This window comes from Micrococcales bacterium (genome assembly GCA_016703125.1).
In the GTDB taxonomy this organism is placed as follows: domain Bacteria; phylum Actinomycetota; class Actinomycetes; order S36-B12; family UBA10799; genus JADKAV01.
On sequence record JADJCR010000005.1, the window covers coordinates 83,334 to 102,225 of the forward strand.

Annotated in this window: 18 protein-coding genes; 11 read left to right on the forward strand and 7 right to left on the reverse strand. The window is 66.6% G+C overall.

The annotated features are described in order from the left end of the window. Nucleotides 1-25: 25 nt before the first annotated feature. The gene (locus IPG68_09590) at nucleotides 26-1,555 is read left to right on the forward strand and encodes a choice-of-anchor D domain-containing protein (protein ID MBK6763491.1); all 1,530 of its coding nucleotides are present in this window, start codon (nucleotides 26-28) and stop codon (nucleotides 1,553-1,555) included. Between the two features lie 37 nt (nucleotides 1,556-1,592). Here IPG68_09590 and IPG68_09595 read toward each other — a convergent pair whose 3' ends face one another. Continuing rightward, nucleotides 1,593-2,678, reverse strand: coding sequence for a beta-lactamase family protein (locus IPG68_09595; GenBank protein MBK6763492.1), 1,086 nt, complete (start codon nucleotides 2,676-2,678; stop codon nucleotides 1,593-1,595). Between the two features lie 448 nt (nucleotides 2,679-3,126). On the opposite strand from IPG68_09595, the gene IPG68_09600 reads away from it, so the two are divergent. Then, nucleotides 3,127-3,588, forward strand: a complete 462-nt coding sequence (locus tag IPG68_09600) for a TetR/AcrR family transcriptional regulator (protein MBK6763493.1) — start codon at nucleotides 3,127-3,129, stop codon at nucleotides 3,586-3,588. Next, nucleotides 3,581-3,961 (forward strand): hypothetical protein, encoded by a 381-nt coding sequence (locus IPG68_09605; GenBank protein MBK6763494.1) that lies wholly within the window; start codon nucleotides 3,581-3,583, stop codon nucleotides 3,959-3,961. Before IPG68_09600 ends, IPG68_09605 begins: the two co-directional genes overlap by 8 nt. 88 nt (nucleotides 3,962-4,049) lie before the next feature. Here the strand turns inward: IPG68_09605 and IPG68_09610 are convergent, their stop codons facing one another. After that, nucleotides 4,050-4,757: a 1-acyl-sn-glycerol-3-phosphate acyltransferase gene (locus IPG68_09610; protein MBK6763495.1), complete on the reverse strand. Its 708-nt coding sequence runs from the start codon at nucleotides 4,755-4,757 to the stop codon at nucleotides 4,050-4,052. 93 nt (nucleotides 4,758-4,850) lie between these two features. Between IPG68_09610 and IPG68_09615 the strand changes: the two genes are divergently transcribed. Next, nucleotides 4,851-6,662 carry a ribonuclease J gene (locus IPG68_09615; protein ID MBK6763496.1) on the forward strand — a complete coding sequence of 604 codons (1,812 nt, stop codon included), beginning with the start codon at nucleotides 4,851-4,853 and terminating at the stop codon, nucleotides 6,660-6,662. A gap of 1,040 nt (nucleotides 6,663-7,702) precedes the next feature. Here IPG68_09615 and IPG68_09620 read toward each other — a convergent pair. Next, the gene (locus tag IPG68_09620) at nucleotides 7,703-8,146 is read right to left on the reverse strand and encodes a hypothetical protein (protein ID MBK6763497.1); all 444 of its coding nucleotides are present in this window, start codon (nucleotides 8,144-8,146) and stop codon (nucleotides 7,703-7,705) included. Between the two features lie 343 nt (nucleotides 8,147-8,489). On the opposite strand from IPG68_09620, the gene IPG68_09625 reads away from it, so the two are divergent. Then, the gene (locus IPG68_09625; protein MBK6763498.1) at nucleotides 8,490-8,870 is read left to right on the forward strand and encodes a hypothetical protein; all 381 of its coding nucleotides are present in this window, start codon (nucleotides 8,490-8,492) and stop codon (nucleotides 8,868-8,870) included. Between the two features lie 591 nt (nucleotides 8,871-9,461). Here IPG68_09625 and IPG68_09630 read toward each other — a convergent pair. Further along, nucleotides 9,462-9,782, reverse strand: coding sequence for an HNH endonuclease (locus IPG68_09630; protein ID MBK6763499.1), 321 nt, complete (start codon nucleotides 9,780-9,782; stop codon nucleotides 9,462-9,464). Further along, nucleotides 9,779-10,717: a DUF222 domain-containing protein gene (locus tag IPG68_09635; GenBank protein ID MBK6763500.1), complete on the reverse strand. Its 939-nt coding sequence runs from the start codon at nucleotides 10,715-10,717 to the stop codon at nucleotides 9,779-9,781. The genes IPG68_09630 and IPG68_09635 overlap by 4 nt, the downstream gene beginning before the upstream one ends. A gap of 145 nt (nucleotides 10,718-10,862) precedes the next feature. Between IPG68_09635 and IPG68_09640 the strand changes: the two genes are divergently transcribed. Further along, nucleotides 10,863-12,038 (forward strand): ATP-binding protein, encoded by a 1,176-nt coding sequence (locus IPG68_09640; GenBank protein MBK6763501.1) that lies wholly within the window; start codon nucleotides 10,863-10,865, stop codon nucleotides 12,036-12,038. 36 nt (nucleotides 12,039-12,074) lie between these two features. Here the strand turns inward: IPG68_09640 and IPG68_09645 are convergent, their stop codons facing one another. Both IPG68_09645 and IPG68_09650 read right to left on the reverse strand, forming a co-directional pair. Then, complete coding sequence (locus IPG68_09645) at nucleotides 12,075-13,409, reverse strand: hypothetical protein (protein MBK6763502.1); 1,335 nt, start codon at nucleotides 13,407-13,409, stop codon at nucleotides 12,075-12,077. Continuing rightward, nucleotides 13,406-13,753: a helix-turn-helix transcriptional regulator gene (locus tag IPG68_09650; protein MBK6763503.1), complete on the reverse strand. Its 348-nt coding sequence runs from the start codon at nucleotides 13,751-13,753 to the stop codon at nucleotides 13,406-13,408. Before IPG68_09650 ends, IPG68_09645 begins: the two co-directional genes overlap by 4 nt. A gap of 179 nt (nucleotides 13,754-13,932) precedes the next feature. Between IPG68_09650 and IPG68_09655 the strand changes: the two genes are divergently transcribed. From IPG68_09655 to katG, 5 genes are all read left to right on the forward strand, one after another. Next, on the forward strand, nucleotides 13,933-14,961 hold the full coding sequence (locus IPG68_09655) for an LLM class flavin-dependent oxidoreductase (protein MBK6763504.1): 1,029 nt from the start codon (nucleotides 13,933-13,935) through the stop codon (nucleotides 14,959-14,961). A gap of 10 nt (nucleotides 14,962-14,971) precedes the next feature. Beyond that, entirely contained in the window at nucleotides 14,972-15,613 is a 642-nt protein-coding gene (locus IPG68_09660) for an alpha/beta fold hydrolase (GenBank protein ID MBK6763505.1), read from the forward strand. Beyond that, complete coding sequence (locus IPG68_09665) at nucleotides 15,567-15,758, forward strand: hypothetical protein (protein ID MBK6763506.1); 192 nt, start codon at nucleotides 15,567-15,569, stop codon at nucleotides 15,756-15,758. Before IPG68_09660 ends, IPG68_09665 begins: the two co-directional genes overlap by 47 nt. 442 nt (nucleotides 15,759-16,200) lie before the next feature. Continuing rightward, nucleotides 16,201-16,641 (forward strand): transcriptional repressor, encoded by a 441-nt coding sequence (locus IPG68_09670; protein ID MBK6763507.1) that lies wholly within the window; start codon nucleotides 16,201-16,203, stop codon nucleotides 16,639-16,641. Continuing rightward, nucleotides 16,596-18,812: a catalase/peroxidase HPI gene (gene katG, locus IPG68_09675; GenBank protein ID MBK6763508.1), complete on the forward strand. Its 2,217-nt coding sequence runs from the start codon at nucleotides 16,596-16,598 to the stop codon at nucleotides 18,810-18,812. Before IPG68_09670 ends, katG begins: the two co-directional genes overlap by 46 nt. The last annotated feature ends 80 nt before the right edge of the window (nucleotides 18,813-18,892 follow it).

Consider the following 18,892-nt stretch of genomic DNA (forward strand, 5'->3'; position numbering starts at 1 on the left):
TGACCCCGTTCAACCGAAGGAATGATTGACCGGCCACGAAGGGCGGAGTTGGATCTCATCCATACCTGGAGAGAGGCCGTGTCATGGTGAGAATGCGCATGCTCTTGGTGGCGATTATGGTCGGCGCCCTGTCGATGACCACCCGGCTTTCGCGGTAGACCCCCCGCCGTACACCAAGGCGAGTCCCGCCACTCACGACTTCGGAACTCACAAGGTGGGTGTCCCTTCCACCTCCGTCGACTTCACCGTGAGCAACGACTACGGGTTCCCCATCGACTTCACAACGGTCTCGTGGGAAGGACCCGACGCGGGCGACTTCTCCATCGTCGCGAACGGTTGCACGAGCGACGCCTTCGGCAAGTTCGACTACTGCCACATCTTCGTCCGGTTCACTCCCAGCAGCGCAGGGCCCAAGTCCGCGACCCTGGTGGTGGAAAGCAGAAACGCGCCGCCATCTCCCAACTACTACTACCGCTCCATGAGGATCCCCCTCAGCGGCACCGGCGCCGTCCCACAACTGAGCGCGACTCCGAATCCACTCGTGTTTGGCACTCAACCGGTCGGCACCCAGTCGACGGAGCAAGTCCTGACGGTGGCGAACACCGGCGCCGTGCCGTTGAAGATCCAGTCCAATGACATCGTCGGACCTAACGCTGGCGAGTTCCAGATCATCTACGACGCGTGCTGGGGCTCCGAACTGCAGCCGTCCGGCAACTGCGAGGTGTGGTACGTCTTCTCGCCCTTCTCCGCAGGCAGCAAGTCAGCCGGGATCGAGGTCATATCCGACGCCCAAGGCAGTCCCCACACCGTTCCGATCAGTGCCACAGGCACAGTGCCGGAGGTGGCTGTCGATCCCACAGTCGTGAACTTCGCCGACCAGGTGATCGGCTCCACCTCCGCGGCCAAGTCGGTCACAGTGAGCAACACGGGCGGCGCTGACTTGGAGGTGTTCGAGGCGACACTCGGCGGGACCGACTCCACATCGTTCACGATCACATCGGAAACATGCTCGGCAGCGAAGATCCCCGCCGGCGACACCTGCCAGGTCAACCTCACGTTCTCTCCCTCAACAGCGGGCGCGAAGAGCGCGGACCTGAAGATCGTGTCCGATGCCGCCAACACCCCGGACCTCAGCGTTGCCGTGCACGGCGCTGGGATCACGGCACCTGCGCCTGTCGTACCGGGTCCGGAGACACCTGGCCCGGGTGGAGGCACGGGTGACGATCCGACCACGACAGTGCTGCGTGAGCAGACGTCAGCCCAGTCCGCAGCATTGCCCGCCAGGATCAAGCGCCAAGGACTAACGGTCATCGTCCCGGCCAAGGCGGCGACAAACGCCGGTCAACCGATCAGGGCATCGGTGAAGGCCACCCCGAAGCGCTCACCGAAGGGCAGTAAGACGCACAAGGTCATCAAGAAGAAGAGCGGAAAGGTCGCGATCCGGACGTATGGCTACAAGAAGCTGCGCGTCAAGGTCACTCTGTCGGCACCGGCCACCACCGGCTACACCGCGTACGCCGTGCAAGCCACCTACTACAAGGGCAAGCGGCGATAAGGGGCACCGCACCAGGGGTTCGGCTCCGCTACCAAGCCTAAGGCGCTGCGATAGCCTCGGCCAGCCCCTCGAACGCCGCAACCGCCGGCGCCACTGGATTCTTGTCGGTTCCGCCGGGGATGTCACTGTTGACCATGACGGCGATCGTCGTGCGACTGTCAGGCTGGTAGTTCAGCACGGTGTTGTACCCAGGGATCTCCCCAGTGTGGCCAAGCCATCCCGCGGTGTTGACGATCCCCATCCCGTACGACCGATCGGGGGTATTCGGGGGCACAGTCTGTTTCACCGATGCGACGCGCAGTTCCTGGGTCTCCGGTCTGAGGATGCCCTCGCCGGTGCCCAGCGCTACCCCCCATATGCGTAGGTCATCCAGGGTGGAGATGACCTCGCCCGCGGTGTCCGCGAAGGACGGGTTCCAGTTGGTCGCGTCTTTGACTTTGCCCAACGGATCGGCCTGCTCGCTGATTCCGAACAGATACGGCTCCGGCAGTTCCGTGGCCGTACCGGGCACGCTGGTCTGGCTCATGCCGAGCGGGCCCAGAAGTCGCTGACCGAAATTGTCGGCGATCGACGCGCCGGTCACCTTCTCGATGACCATGCCGAGCAGGACGTAGTTGGTGTTCGAGTAGAAGAACGTGGTCCCGGGAGCGAACATCGGCGGCATCTTCTTGACCGAGTCCACCAGCTCCTGTGCGCTGAACGACGACGTCGGATCCGCCGAGTACTTCGCGACCACCGATGACTCGCCGGTCGTGTACGTCGGGATCCCGCTCTGCATCTCAAGCAGGTTCTTGATCGTCACCGTGTCGCCATTGGGCATGCCCGGAACATACGTGTCGATGACATCGTCGAACGACACCTTGCCCTCTTCGATGAGTTGAAGGATCACAGTGGCCGTCATCGTCTTCGTGATGCTGCCGATGCGCGTGTGGTCGGCTGTGGTGATCCCCCGGGTTGAGCCCTTCTCCGCCACTCCCGCCGAGCCGATCCACTGTCCACCGTCGGTCCAGACACCTGCCTGCACACCGGGGGCGTCGAACTTCGCGATGATGCCGTCGAGAACCGTCTGCAATCGCGCCTCGACCTCGGGGGTGAATGCCTCCGAGGTGGACGCGGCGCTCACGGATGGCGGACTCTCCGGAGTACTCGAGGCGCAGCCTACTGAAACAATCAGGACGGTGATGACCGTCACTGCCGCACTGAGTGCACGAGAGCCAAGCATAGGTGGTCCTTCCCGGGACGGAGTCTGCTCTCATCGCATCGTGGTCCGAGTAGCAGATCTGATACTGCCACGGGCAGATTCGAGCAATGGTCCCGGCCACAAACGGTCGAGAGCCGAGGATCTCGTCGCGCTGGGCACCGTTCCGACGCAGCGACGGGTGAAGGCCCAAGCGTGACCAGCACCAGACGAAGCCCAAGTCCTTCCTGAGGACGGTGGTGCCCCGCCGCCTGACTCGATCGTGTCGCGGGCCGGGTTGCTGCAGTCCCCTCGAGATGACATCTGACGAGCAGGAGCTCCCAAGCAGGTCGGACCGCGGCGGAGGGCAGGCAAACCCGTCGGACCCGACGAGGTGCGCCGAGCGGTCCTGGATGCGTCTGCCACTCTCTTCGCGGAACGCGGCGTCGACGGGGTTTCCTTGCGGGACATCGCATCGCAGGCGAACGTGCATCTCGACCTGATCCGTCAGTACATCGGCAACCGCCACGACCTCATCCACGCCACCTTCGACGACCTGTCGGAGCAACTCGCCGTCGAGATTCTCGAGCATCCGCTGGAAGGGCACGGTTTCGATCGTGAGCGGGTGATCGTCAAGTGGGCCCGGGTGATGGGCTCACCAGCACGCCAGCCGGCTTGCACTGGAATCGCTGATCGAAAGGGCCATGGGCAGGGCCTCAGCAGGAGCGTACTTTCAGAGCGTGAAGGCCAACCGGGGGGGGCTGTCCATCTCACTGCTCGTCCTCATCGCGACCCCGGTCTCTGGCCTCGCTCATGCCGCGCCGGACACCACTCCGAAGGTGATCGTGATGAGTGAGGGCGATGAACCCGTCGCCGGGTTCACCACCGCGAAGTGCCGCAAGTCCCACGGCAGTTTCATGGCCCTCACCCCGAGAGTGAACGGGTACCGGATGTTCGTGAGCATTGAGGACTTCAGCGGCTTCCACACCTACGACCTCGTGCGGGGCCAGAACGCCGATCCCTATGTTTCGATGACCTTGAACGGCGAGTCCGCGTTCAGCACCTTGTTCGTGCCACCCTTCACAGTCCCGGGCTTCGGCCAGGTCAGATTAAGCCCGAAGGGCAAGCTCATGGGGGTGGGCTTCCAGCCGATGTTCAACCAAGCGGGCACCGACGGCGTCGTCTTCGCCGGGGCACTGAAGTGTCGGTACAAGGGGAAGCGCAAGTAGGCACACGGGCTGGGATGACGACACGAAACCCGCCGACACCACCGACAGTCCGTGCGGTGCACTGCTGGTTCAACCCGCGATTTCCGCCTCAGTCCAGGACCTCCGCGATGAGGGTGCGCGCGCGTGCAGTCATCTGCTCGACCGAGCCGTCCGGGACGAACGCCGGCAAAACGGTGACCGAAATGTTGTGCCTGCCACGCAACACGAACCCGTGCTTGGGCAAAGCGTCATGCGTCCCCTGAATCACGATCGGCACTATCGGCACCTGCGCCTTCACGGCCAGTTCGAAAGCCCCCGTCTTGAAAGGCTGCAGAGCGCCGGTCATCGACCGCGTTCCCTCCGGGAACATCATCAGCGAACTGCCCTGCTCCAGGGTCCGCTCGCACGTGGCCATCATCTCCTTGACACTGTCGCGATCACCGCGCACCAACGGGATGTAGCCGTTCATGCGCATGTTCCACCCGATCACCGGGACGCGGAAGATCCCGGCCTTGGACACCCATTTGAAGTCGTAGAACAGGCGGAAAAGCACGAGGATATCGAGTAGTGACAGGTGGTTGGCCACGAACATGTAGGTCACACCCGGACGCACATGCTCGCGGCCATGGATGGTGACACGCCAGGCCGGATTCAGCCACGAGTACAGCGATGCCCAGAAGCACGTGAACATGTGCAGCGCGCGCAGTTGCCTGTCGAACGGGAGGCTGACCAGCCAGATGATCACGGCCACTGGGAACAGCACCGCCGAACTGAGGACCACGAAACCCCAGAAGAGCAGAGAGCCGACTTGCCGCACGAGTGTCACCATCCGATCGAAGTCGTCTTTGACGCGCCTGTGCTGAAGGGTACTCAGTGGGCACACGGAGATGGCTGGCACCCACTCGTGCGTATGCCGGCGCGATGTGTCAGCCGGGGCTGGCCGGATTCCAGGTCGTGCCCGACCCCTTGGTTGCGCAGGTTCGCGACCCGGCGGACACAGTCGGCTGACGGCCAACTCCACCTGAGAGGATCAGCACATGAGTCACCCCATCCCGAACTGGGCCCGCCTCCCGCATTGCCCGACGCCGGACTGCGCGTCGTGGCGCTAGGGGGTTTGGGTGAGATCGGCAGGAACATGACCGTGTTCGAACACGCCGGCCGGTTGCTGGTTCTGGACTGCGGCGTGTTGTTCCCCGAGGACACCCAGCCCGGCATCGATGTGATCCTGCCCGATTTCACGTGGATCCAGGACCGTTTGGATGCGGTCGAGGCGATCGTGCTGACACACGGCCATGAGGACCATATCGGCGGGGTCCCGTACCTGCTGCGTCTGCGTCCCGACATCCCGCTGGTCGGCTCCCGGCTGACGCTGGCTTTCATCACCGCCAAGCTCAAGGAACACCGCATCACCCCGGTCACCAACGAGGTGTCCGAGGGCGACCGCAGATCCTTCGGCTCCTTCGACTGCGAGTTCATCGCCGTGAACCACTCCATCCCGGACGGCCTGGCCGTGGCGATCCGCACCGGGGCCGGGCTGGTGCTCCACACCGGTGACTTCAAGATGGACCAGTTCCCCTTGGACCGGCGGATCACCGATCTGCGCGCCTTCGCCCGGCTGGGACAGGAAGGCGTGGACCTGTTCCTGGTGGACTCCACCAACGCCGAGGTGCCCGGGTTCACCACCTCCGAGCGCGATCTGGCCCCCGCGATCGAAGAGGTGTTCCGCACTGCACCACGACGCATCATCGTGTCCAGCTTCGCCAGCCACGTCCACCGCATACAACAAGTGCTGGATGCCGCTCACCACCACGGTCGGAAGGTCGCCTTTGTCGGCCGTTCCATGGTGCGCAACATGGGCATCGCCCGTGATCTGGGATATCTGAAGGTCCCGAAGGGGCTGGTGGTGGACTTCAAGAAGCTGGGGACCATGCCGGATGACAAGATCACGCTGATCTGCACCGGGTCCCAGGGCGAGCCGATGGCTGCCTTGTCGCGCATGGCCAACCGGGACCACGAGATCCGGATCGGCGAAGGAGACACCGTCCTGCTGGCGAGCTCCCTCATCCCTGGCAACGAGAACGCGATCTACCGGGTCATCAACGCCCTCACCCGATGGGGTGCCAACGTGGTGCACAAGGGCAACGCCAAGGTGCACGTGTCCGGTCACGCCAGCGCCGGCGAACTGGCCTACTGCTACAACATCGTGCGACCGGCCAACGTCATGCCCGTGCACGGCGAGTGGCGTCACCTGACCGCGAACGCCGGTATCGCCATCCGCACCGGAGTCGCGGCATCCAACGTGGTCCTGGCCGACGATGGGGTCGTCGTCGACCTTGTCGCCGGACGGGCCCGGATCTCCGGGAAGGTACCTGCCGGCTATGTCTACGTCGACGGGATGACCGTCGGCGGGGCCACCGACGCTTCGCTGAAGGACCGCCGCACCCTCGCGGAGGAAGGAGTGGTCACCATCGTCCTGCTCGTGGACGCCGACACCGGTGAGCTGGCCGAACCGCCGGATTTCCTGGCCCGGGGCTTCGTGCACGACCCGAGCACATTCGCCGACGTGGTGCCCCAGATCGAGAAGGCTCTGGCCAGGGCCGCTGCAGAGGGCATCGGGGACCAGCACCAACTCGAGCAACTCGTGTACCGCACCGTCAGCCGCTGGACCTACAAGAAGTATCGCCGCAACCCCGTGATCATCCCCATCGTGATCGACGCCTGACCACACGGGCACGGTCGACCGTCATTGAGTGAGATCGGGACCGCAACCGGGGCTCTACGGGGGGGGGGGTGCACAACGCCACCCGCGCTACTTCATCGGCGGCAAGCGGGCCGCACTGTTCTTGACCGTGCGGATCGGGACCTCGGTGCCACCTTCGGCCAACCTGCGTCGGCCAGCCCGGCGGGCGAGGCTGCACCGCCTTCCAGCGCAAGCCCTACGAGCGGAAAGCGGCCTCCCCGCTGATCGAAAGCCATGGCCGGGGCCTCGCACCGCCATGTTCCAGCTGAAGTCTCCGGTCCACTGCGCTGTTCGCGCTGATCGCCACAGGCATCGCGAGCCCTGTTAGTGCGGCACCGGACAATACGCCGAAAGTCACGGTCTTCGGCCAAGAGGATCAGATCGTCGCCGAGTTCACCACCGCGAAGTGCCGCAAGTCCCATGGCAGCTTCCTGGCCCTCACCCCGAGAGTGAATGGCTGATGTTCGTGAGCATCGAGAGCTGCGGCTTCCACCATCTCGTGGGGCGATGCCGACCCCTACGCGGCGAACGGGGGGCCGGTTCAGCCCGGCGTGCCACCGTTCCGGGCGGGGCCGGCGGCGGTGTTCGCGGGGGCCTGGAGTGCCGCTACAAGAAGAAGGGCAAGTGAGGCGTCTCACCACAAGTGGGCGCCAATGGGCCCACCACGGGCCTTCCCGCCCACTTGTAGGTTCGAAATGTCCGTATTGATCCTGTTTCGCGTAATCGTGAGACACCACAAGTGGGCAGCGACCGGCTTGTCCCGCCCACTTGTGGTGTCGTCGACGACGCAAGGTGGCCTACTGCGGTCCGGGGTTGAGACCCACGCGCACATTCAAGTCCAAAGTGGCCTCAGGCCAGAAGTACGGTTTCCAGGTGGTCGCCCTCGGACCAAGGGGCAGGCCCGGACCGTGACCGTGCCAAGAACTCGCCGGCGGCGGATGTCTGTTCGTCCAGCACCCCGGGCCACAGACTTCGATCAACAGCGAGCGCAGCAGGTCAAAGGATGTTCACCGCGTAGGCGATCACCAAGGCCCCAGCGCCGGGGGGGGGGGCCGGATCGGAGACACGTCCGTCGGGCTGAAGGCCAGGGCGGTGTTGAACGACAGGGTCAGGTAGTCCACGAAGCGGGGGTACCAGGCGGGTGGCACGAACTCGCTCAAGGAGTGCTCCGGGAAGCCGAATGCGGGCGTGACCGAAGTCAGGCCGCTGGCTCTGGCGGCGACACCGCGACCGTCGAGATCCCAGTACCAGAGGGCATAGGCCACCACATTCGAGAGCCAGATGATCCCACCGATGGCCAACAGTTGACCCGCACTGTCGAAGGAGGCCTGGGTCAGGATCCCCACGACCAGCCGAACTGCCTCGAACGCGGTCACCAGCGTGATCGTCGCGATCATGAGTCCGGTCGTGATGCGCAGCCACCGTCGCTGACGGTCGATGCGGCCGGGATCGCCGACGATCAGCACAATGAGGAATGCGGTGAGGAACAGTGGACATGCGAAGGACAGATTGGGCAGTCCGCCGGGAGGAGTTCGAAAGCGAACCCGACGATCATGACGGCGAGCGCCATCGGCCACCGCTGTTCGGCCCGCATCGCGGGCCGACTGGGTCGAGCGGACTGGGTCACGCTACGACGTCACCGCTGCGCAGGAGTCAAGTGCCTTCATCAGGTGAGAGCCTGTCATGTCACGCCGTCACGTTTCCCAGTCAAGGGACAGCAGCCTCAGCCGTTCGGGGCTGTTCACAGCACAGCCGACTGCCGCATACTCGACGCAGCGAGTCGTAACCACCTCGCGGATTGGAACGGCAATGAGCATGCACAAGGTGTGGGCGCTGGGTGCCACAGTGGCAGTAGCGGGGGGTGCGCTGGTCTCCGGCGCCGGAGCCGCGAACGCGGCCGGCGATCCGGACTTCAAGAAGGTCTCGGCGCCGGGAACGGTCGTCGCGGGCCAGATGTTCCGCATCAAGTGCAAGCTCAACCCGAAGGTCAACTGGACGGGTGCCGTCGCGCAACTCGATCAGAAGCGGGCCACGATCAACGCCAAGCGCGGGGTCTCCTCGAACGGCAACTGCACCATGCGGGTTGTCCTGAGTGCCACCGGTAATCAGAAGATCCGCGTGATCGTCACCCAGAACGGTGGCGCGATCGAATCCTCGTGGCTCAAGATCAGGGTGACGCCGGCCTCCTGAACAAGTGCGGAATGGCTGCGGCGTTGGGCGCCAATGTGGGCAGCGGACTTACGATGATCATGTAGCCGGTGGGGGCGCTGGCACCCGGCGGTCGGATGTCCGACACCTCCCGTTGGGGGGGGGGCCGGGGCGCCGCCGCCGGGCGGGCGGGGCCCGGCCCCGGGGGGGGGGGGGGGGGCGCGGGCCCGCCCGGGGGGCCCCCCCCCCCCCCCGGGCCGGGGCGGGCGCCCCCCCGCCGGGGCGCCGCGCCGGCCCGCCCGGGTCCCCCCCCCCCCCCCGGGGGGGGGGGGCCCCCCCGCCCCCCGGGGGCCGGGGCCGCCCCGGGGGGGGGGGGCCCGCCGGGGGGCCGGGGCGGGGGGGGGGGAGGGGGGGGGGGGCCCCCCCGGCCGGGGGGGGGGGGCGCCCCCCGAAGTACCGCTTCCAGGTCAGCCCGGTCGGACCCGCCGGGCGCGGGCCGATCACCACGATCAGGTTCAAGGGCAAGTGAGTGGCGGTGGCCGCATGGTCCTTTCTCCGTGGCGCCGGACTGCCGAGGGCGCGTCCGGCCAGGCAGTCATGACGTCGTCAGATCAGCGTGCGGCCCAACCCTGCCTACGCCGAGCGGGGAGGTGCCCGGCTGGTATTGGGTGTGATCCGGGGAATGCCCCGGTCCATCGTGATGGTGTATTCGCCGAAGTGCAGGTCGTGATGACAACGCTGGCACAGCAGAACCAGATTGCCGACATCTGACTTTCCGCCGTGACGCCAGTGATGCACGTGGTGGGCTTCGCAGAACCGCGGCGCCCGTCCGCACCGGATACACCCGCGATCACGGGCGATCAAGGCCTTCCACTGCCCAGCACTGGCACCGCGCTTGCCACGGGCAAGCGCCAACGGCACGAACACCCCCTTGCGCTGCGTACCAAGGATCACCGAGACAATCGCCGGAGCAGGTGATCAGAGTCGAACAACCGCGAGCCGAGCGGTGAGTCGTCGTCCAGGCAGGCGCCTTCACCGCTGGACAGGTCCTCCAAATCGATGAGCACGGAAACCTCCGACACCCCCAGCGGGCTCCTGTTCGCCAACGCCGCCGAGGTCAGGTCGGCCAGCGCGTCGGCCCGGCGCTGCTTGGGTGTTCGCTTGTCACCGCGGTCCGTGCGCGCCATCAGCGGGGCCAGCGCGTCCCGCAGCTTCGCACCCTCGATCGGATCGAGGTACCCGTCCAGCCGGAACATGCCGTCCCCAGTCTCTGATAGCGACACGCTGCGCCTGCCATGCAGTTCTGCGTGGTCCTGATCCTTGCCCTCCGGGCGGGACTGATCAGCTAGCAACTTGAGCAGGCGCCGCAATTCCGCCGGGTCCACGCACTCTGCGATCGCCACCACTTCCGCCTCCAAGCGGGCGAATCCGGTGATGCGGTGAGCCTCCCCGACGATGGCCGCAACATGGGCTGCGGAGCAACGACCGTCACGGAACGACCGGCTCACCTCCGGCAGGTCACCCAGCGACCTCCCTCGACTGACCAGCACCGAACCGGCCTGCGGGTTCTGCCCCGTCGCCACCGCGACCAACATCCCCGTGGTGCCCGCGTGCAACACCCGGGAGTCCGCCTGGCGGTCCGCCTCGACGGCCACCTGTGTCATGCGCGCATCGATCTGGTTGCGCAGCCGGGCCAGTGCCGTGAGAGTCCCGGCCCTCTCCTCCGCGCACATCACCTGCGGGTCGGGCACAGCGGCTAGCAACGCCTCAACCTCATCAAGCACCGCCGGGTGATCCGTGGGTAGCTCAGCGGCGATCTCCAGGCGCCTGCGCACCTGCTTAGACACCTCGAAGAAAGCCATCATCACCTCGATTCCGCGATGGCTCATCTTCGCACAGACGTACGACACCTTCTGGCAGTCATACACACCCCCGGACGACGGTCTGCCGGCTGCGGGGCACACCATATACACCGATTTATAGGATCGCATAGCAATTGGCTATAGGGCAGCATAAACTACTAGAGTTGCCCGCATGGATGCAGTCACCAACCCCTACTCACCAGGCGCTGGGCGCCCACCGGCCGCCCTGGTCGGTCGCGACAGTCAACTCCGGGCATGGGACGTCGCCCTCCGCCGCATCGAGACGGGACGCGATGCTCAGTCGATCGTGCTCTATGGCCTACGCGGGGTCGGCAAGACCGTGTTGCTGTCGCGGATGGCCCGGGTGGCACGTGACCGGGACTGGCTGGTGGCACAGGTCGAGGCAAAGTCGGGTCGTTCGGTGCGGTCCCTTCTGGGTGAGGCCTTTCACGACAGCCTCATCGACATCGCCAGGCCGGGGGTCGCGCGCCGCGTTCTCAAGGCCCTCAAGACAGCGCTGAGTTTCAAAGCCTCTTATGACTCGACCGGTACGTGGAGCTTCGGTCTGGACCTCGACGCGGCTCCCGGTGGCGGCGCCGACACGGGGGGCTTCGAGGCGGACCTGGGAAAGTTGCTGCGCGACCTCGCGGGGGCGGCCGTGGAGGAGGGGGTCGGCGTCGCGGTTCTGATCGACGAGGCGCAGGACCTGCCGATGGAAGAACTCATCGCCTTGTGCGCAATCGTCCACGCGTCCAATCAGGCCGGGGACCGGCTCGTTCTCGCCCTCGCCGGCCTGCCGAGTCTGCCCCGCAGGCTGGCGGAGGCGAAGTCCTACGCCGAGCGCCTGTTCGATTTCCACGAAGTGGGCGCCTTGGACCCCGCAGCCGCCAGGGAGGCACTGGTCGATCCCGCTCAGGTCGAGGGCGTCGAATGGGACGACGATGCGATCAGCCTGATCCTGGCCGAAGCGGAGGGCTACCCCTACTTCCTGCAGCAGTACGGACAGGACACCTGGAACGCGGCGATGGCGAGCCCACTCACAGGCACCGATGCGCAGGTCGGCATCGCTCGCGGTCAATTGTCTTTGGACACCGGGTTCTTCCGCGTCAGATGGGACCGGGCCACGCCTTCGGAGCGAGCCTACTTGCGCGCCATGGCCGTCGACGGCGACCGGGGCAGTTTGACCGGCGAGGTCGCGGCCCGACTCGGACGCAAGGTGACCTCGCTTGGTCCCACCCGGGCCGGCCTCATCGGCAAGGGCCTGATCTACTCCCCGGACCACGGCATGGTGGCCTACACGGTTCCCGTCATGGCATCGTTCGTGCGGCGCCAACCCGAGGAGCCGTAACTGCGCGGCCGGCCCCCGCACTCCAACGGCGCGGCCTCAGTCCCAGCCGAACACCAGAGGGAACGCCACCGCGACAACTCCCGCCCACACCGCGAAGGCGGGCAGGTAGGCCATTTGCCACCGTTCCAGCGCGCTGAATCCACTCCGCCGCCGCAGGAAGGCGAACGCCAGCCATGCCGACCCTGCGAGGTTGATCAGGAGCAGAACGTTGAGCCCCAGTGCCGCGAGCTTGTTCGGGCTTGCCCCGAACTCCGCGATCCGCCCGGACATGGCCACCAGCATCAGCACATCGATGACGAGGGCGACCACGATCATCACTAGTTGCAGTCGCTCGAACCAGCCCGGCGGGAGCGCCGGATCCCGGGCCGAGAATGCGTAGAGCACGAGTCCGAGCACCAGTACGAGGATGACGTCGGCAAGGATCAGCAGATCCCGGTCTGCGCGGATCACGTCCCCGCTGGCCAGCAGCGCGACGAAGTAGATGAGAAGCAGCAGCGTGGTCAGTGGCGTGAAGACGGCGGTGAGCACGGGCGCGATGTTCTCGATAACGCTCTGCTTGGTCTCCACCAGCCACGCGGCGACGATCACGGCCCCCGCGGCCCCACACGGTACGACCCAGGTGCCGAGGACATCAGCCAAGTCGATCCCGATGGCGCTGAAACCGGCGAACGCGAGCACCAACAGGACCCCTCCACCGAGCGCGATGAGCGTGTAGTAGATGAACCACTCCCCCGTGAACCGCACGAAGTCCATACACCGCTGCGGCTCCCGCCATCGGCCGTCGACGTAGGCAAGGCCGACCGCGAACCACAGGAAGACCGGCAGGTGGATGGCCAGCAGGACCTGCATGCTGCCACCGGAGACGACCGGGTAGGCGTTGGCTGCGAAGGCACCTATCCCGAACATGCCGACCACCGCCGCCACGGCGGACGGGCGCGCCCGCCGTGCCCACAGGAAGTACGCCGCCAGGAAGGGCAACACGAGCAGGGCCGCGTTCAGCAGGTAGAACTCCTCGGAGGCGCCGAGCCACCACGGCAGTTTCGCGGCTGCGGCTGCTGCTACGGCCAAGCCCAACGCGACCGCGAGGGTGGGTCGCGCCGGCCCTGAATCGGGCGCCGGGGCGAGGATCAACTGTTTCCAGAGCCGCTCGGAGTGCTCCTGGGCGAACTCCTGAGAGACGCTGTCCACGGACCCCATCCGCCGTACCGCGATGAGGAACGCCTCTTCCTCGCTGAGGCCGGCCGCTTCAAGGTCGCCCATCTGATCGCGGAGATGGCCCTCGAGTTCATCGACATCCTCGGCACTCACAGCCGGATGCCGCTGCAGGTACTGGCGCCACAGGCCCATCTGCTCCTCGGCCCCGGCCATCATGACAGCGACAATCTCGGTGCACCGGGCTGCAGTCGGCGCAGCGCCTCGTCGACGACCTCCCACTGCCGCCGGCGTTCCGCGAGGGTGTGCTTGCCCGGCTCGGTGATGCTGTAGTGGCGGCGCCTCCGGCCGTTGTCACCCACCTCCCATGACGACGCCACGTAGCCGAGTCGCTCGAGGCGGTGCAGCAGGGGGTAGAGCATGCCGTCGGTCCAGTCGAGTTCGCCCTGGGACAACTCCCGGACCCGCTTGAGGATCGCGTACCCGTAGGACTCGCCATCGTCGAGAATGCCGAGCACGAGCGGCGTAGCTGACGCCGCGACGAGGTCTTTGTCGATGCGCATGCGCACCCCCTTGCCTAGGACTGTTAGGTATCTTATACCTAGGGCTGCAAGGCATTGCCCGCCGTGCCGGCGGGTGGGCGGACATCGACGAGAACCCTGCGGTGCAGCGACGCCCTCGCACGGCCGGGTGCCAGACTGTGAAGCGCCTGCAACCGTCCTGAAGCCCTGGAGGCACTCGCATGGACCTCGCTGTCTACTTGGCCTACGCACCCTGGATCCCCCTCGACGAGCAACTGCGGCTGGGCCGGCAGGCCGATCAGCTCGGCTTCCACAGTGCGTGGGTCGCCGAGACGTGGGGGCAGGACGCGACGGCCGTGCTCGCGGCGCTGGCAGCCACGACCGAACAGATCAGACTGGGAGCCGCGATCATGCAGATCCCGGCGCGACAGCCGACGACCACGGCGTCCGCGATCTCGACCATCGATCAACTCTCCGGCGGCCGGGCGATGCTCGGTCTGGGCCTGTCGGGACCGCAGGTCTCCGAGGGCTGGTACGGAGTGCCGTTCGTGTCGCCCTTGGGGCGTACCCGGGAGTACATCGAGATCGTGCGGATGGCGCTGGCGCACGAGAGTGTCGACTACCAGGGCAAGCACTGGCAACTCCCCGTGCGCGACGAGGGGCTCGGGCTGGGCAAGGCGCTGAAGATGATCGGCCGGCCCGTGCAGGAACACATCCCGATCTACCTCGGGGTCATGGGAGAGAAGACAGTTCATCAGGCGGGACAGATGGCTGACGGCTGGCTACCGGCCTTTTACAACCCTCAGCATGCGGAGGCGTTGAACAGCCCGCTGCTGGCGGGTATCGCCGACGCGGGCCGGCAGCGCGGCGACGTCATGATCGCGCCCACGGTACCGATCGCCCTGGCCGACACCCGGGAGGAGGCGCAGAACCTGCTGCGCCCGATCCTGACCTGGTACTTCGGCGCGATGGGCGCCAAGGACAAGAACTTCTACATCGAACTGGCCACCCGCTACGGCTTCGGAGACGTGGCGACGGCGTGCCAGGAGGCCTTCCTCGCCGGCGACCGGATGGCTGCCGCGATGACGCTGACCCCCGAGGTGATCGACCTGGCTGCCATCGCGGCCACCCCCGCGACCCTCGAGAACCAACTGGCTGCATATGCCGACAGCGACGTCGACACTCTGATCGCGCTGCCTTTCGGGGAGCGGCCCAAACTACTCGAGGTGCTGTCTGGATACCTGCCCTGAGCGCCGCGCCGTGCGCCGATGGTTGATCGCCGGCACCACTGCCGGCGCAGCGGGCCTGGTGGTGGCCGATCGCGCGGCGAAGCGCCGTTTCGGCCGGCCACGCCGCCGGCCCAACCGGCACGAGGTGCCGACAGGCGCCGCTGACGTGAGCCTCACTGCGGTTGACGGCTCGACGCTGCGGGGTTGGTGGCTGGGGTCCGCCGACGGCGCTACCGGACCCGCGGCGCTTGTGATCCACGGGTGGGGAGGCAGCGCGGCCGACATGATCCCAGTCGCCGATCCGCTTTTGCGGCTCGGACTGCACGTGCTCCTGCTGGACGCCCGCGGGCACGGCCGCAGCGACGATGTCGCGGTCGCCTCGATGCCGAGCTTTGCCGACGACGTGCGGGCGGGTATGCGGTGGTTGCGGACCCGGCCGGAGGTCGACCCGCCGGGCGTCGTGCTGGTTGGACATTCCGTCGGCGCCGGGGCTTGCCTGTACACAGCGTCTGACGACCCGGACACTGCTGCGGTGATCGCCCTTGCCTCCATGGCCGATCCACGGGTGTTCATGCGCGGGCAGCTGCATCGTCCCGGTCGCCACGATCGCGGGGATCCACGCACCGGTGCTCCTCCTGCACGGGGCGCAGGACACGACAGTCCCCGTCGCTGATGCCTACCGGCTGCATGCTCTGGCGCCGGCCAACGCCACCCTGCGGGTCATCGACGACGCCGACCACTTCAGCGTGGAGGCCCTCGACCGGGCCGGACCTGTGCTCGCGCAGTTCCTGGCCGGTGCCCTTACACCTTCCCGGTGAAACAGTCGCTCCGCCAGAAGTGGGCGCGGATGGCCGATGCTGAGCCGAATTCGCCCAGTTGTGGCGGCGATATGCCCATATTTGAGGGTATTCAGAGGCCGAAATCGTGCCACAAGTGGGCGAAGAAGCCCTCGCCGCGCCCACTTGTGGTCTGGGTGGAGGGCGAGCCGGGTCCTTGAGCATGACGGACATGTGTAATGTCTGCTGTGGCGCGGAAAGGGTAGGAATTGATGTACCGCGACAGAAGGGCCCGGCCATGACAGATGGCGCACGCTCCCAGGACAGCCATGACTCCAAGACCGACGCCGAACCCCCCGGCGACTCGCAGGTGACCAACCCGAACCGGATGATCGGCGACGGCGACGAGGTCTCCGACAACGACTAGATGTGTGGATTCGATCAAATCCTGGACATAGTCCACACCTGCGGCTAGAGTCGGGTCATGCCCGATGCCGACCTCCTGCGCCAGCACGGGGTTCAGGTGACGGCCCAACGCCTCGCTGTTCTGCACGCCGTATCCGACAGTCCCCACATCACTGCCGACTCGGTCACCCAGGTCGCGAAGTCGCAACTCGGCGCCATCTCCCGGCAGTCGGTGTACGACGCGCTCAGCGTGCTCGTCGACCATGGGATCGTTCGCCGCATCCAGCCCGCCGGGTCCCCTGCCCGCTACGAGACCCGGGTCGGCGACAACCACCACCACCTCATCTGCCGCTCGTGCCAGCGCCTGGTCGACATCGACTGCGCTGTCGGCGCGATGCCCTGCCTCATCCCCGACGACGACCACGGCTTCCGCCTCGATGAAGCCGAGGTCATCTACTGGGGCGTCTGCCCCGAATGCGTTCCGCACACCGCCACAACAACCTCAGGAGGATCACGTTGACTGAAGACGTCGCAAGCACCGGGAAGTGCCCGGTCGTGCACAACCGGCCCGTCTCGAACCGGGACTGGTGGCCGGAGTCCCTGGACCTGTCGGTCCTCAACCAGAACTCCCCCCTGCTCGACCCGATGGGCGAGGATTTCGACTACGCCGCCGAGTTCAGCAGCCTGGACCTCGCGCAGGTGAAGCGCGACATCGATGAGGTCATGACGACCTCGCAGGACTGGTGGCCGGCTGACTACGGTCACTACGGCCCGCTGTTCATTCGCATGGCGTGGCACAGCGCGGGTACCTACCGCATCAGCGATGGCCGCGGCGGCGCCGGCAACGGCGAGCAGCGTTTCGCCCCCCTGAACAGCTGGCCGGACAACGCCAACCTCGACAAGGCCCGCCGTGTGCTGTGGCCGGTCAAGAAGAAGTACGGCAAGAAGCTCTCCTGGGCGGACCTGATCGTCCTGGCCGGCAACGTGGCACTGGAATCCATGGGCTTCGAGACCTACGGGTTCGGTGGCGGCCGCGCCGACGTGTGGGAGCCCACCCAGGTCAACTGGGGCAACGAGGACACCTGGCTCGGCGACGAGCGCTACAGCGGTGAGCGCGATCTCTCCAACCCGCTCGCCGCGGTGCAGATGGGTCTGATCTACGTCAACCCGGAGGGCCCCAACGGCCAGCCGAGTGCCCTGGCCGCCGCCCGTGACATCCGCGAGACGTTCGCCCGGATGGCCATGAACGACGTCGAGACCGTGGCCCTGATCGCCGGTGGCCACACGTTCGGCAAGACCCACGGTGCCGGGGACGCCGACCTCGTCGGCCCCGAGCCGGAGGCCGCCCCACTGCAGGAGATGGGCCTGGGCTGGCAGAGCAGTTACGGCACCGGCAAGGCCGACGACACCATCACCAGCGGCCTGGAAGGAGCGTGGACACCCACCCCCACGGCCTGGGACAACAGCTTCTTCGAGACGCTGTTCAACTACGACTGGGACCTCGAGAAGAGCCCTGCCGGCGCGTGGCAGTGGGTGCCTACCGACCCATCGGCCGCTGGCACCGTCCCCGACCCGCACGACCCGACCAAGCGGCACACCCCCGTGATGCTCACGACGGACCTCGCCCTGCGGATGGACCCGATCTACGAGCCCATCTCGCGCCGCTTCCTGGAGAACCCGCAGGAGTTCGCCGAGGAGTTCGCCAAGGCCTGGTACAAGCTGACTCACCGCGACATGGGCCCCCTCTCCCGCTACCGCGGGCCGGAGGTCCCCGCAGAGCCGCTGATCTGGCAGGACCCGGTGCCGCCGGTGGCCGGCGAACTCATCGGCGACGCCGACATCTCCGCTCTCAAGGGCATGGTGCTGGCCTCGGGGCTGACGGCCCGCCAATTGGTGTCCACCGCGTGGGCGTCGGCCTCGACGTTCCGTGGCACGGACAAGCGGGGCGGCGCCAATGGTGCGCGCATCCGCCTGGCGCCGCAGAACGACTGGGAGGTCAACAACCCGGCGGAGCTGTCGACGGTGCTGAACACCCTCGAGGGCATCCAGCGTGACTTCAACCAGGGCAGCAAGCACGTGTCGATGGGCGACCTCATCGTGCTGGCCGGATGTGCAGGGGTGGAGAAGGCGGCCAAGGACGCCGGCTTCGACGTCCAGGTGCCGTTCACCCCGGGGCGCACTGACGCGACCCCGGAGATGACCGACGCCGAGTCGTTCTCAGTGCTCGAGCCGGCTGCCGACGGCTTCCGCAACTACCTGTCCAAGGGGCAGACGCTGAAGGCCGAGCAGTTGCTGGTGGACAAGGCCAACCTGCTGAACCTCACCGCACCGGAGATGACGGTCCTGCTCGGTGGCCTGCGAGCGCTGGGTGCGACGTACGACGGTTCGGACCTCGGTGTGCTCACTCAGCGCAAGGGCGTGTTGTCCAACGACTTCTTCGTGAACCTGCTGGACATGGGCACCAAGTGGCAGCCGGCCAACGACACCGAAGAGGTCTTCGAGGGCCGTGACCGCACCACCGGCGAGGTGAAGTGGACCGCGACCCGGGCCGACCTGGTGTTCGGATCCAACTCGATCCTGCGCTCACTGGCCGAGGTCTACGCCATGGACGATGCCGGACAGAAGTTCGTCGACGACTTCGTCGCGGCGTGGGACAAGGTCATGATGCTGGACCGGTTCGAACTGTCCTGAGGCACTGACGCGCCGGTGGCGCACCAGGTGGGCACAGCCCGTCCGGTGCGCCATCGGCGTTTCCGCGCAAGGCGGGAGTG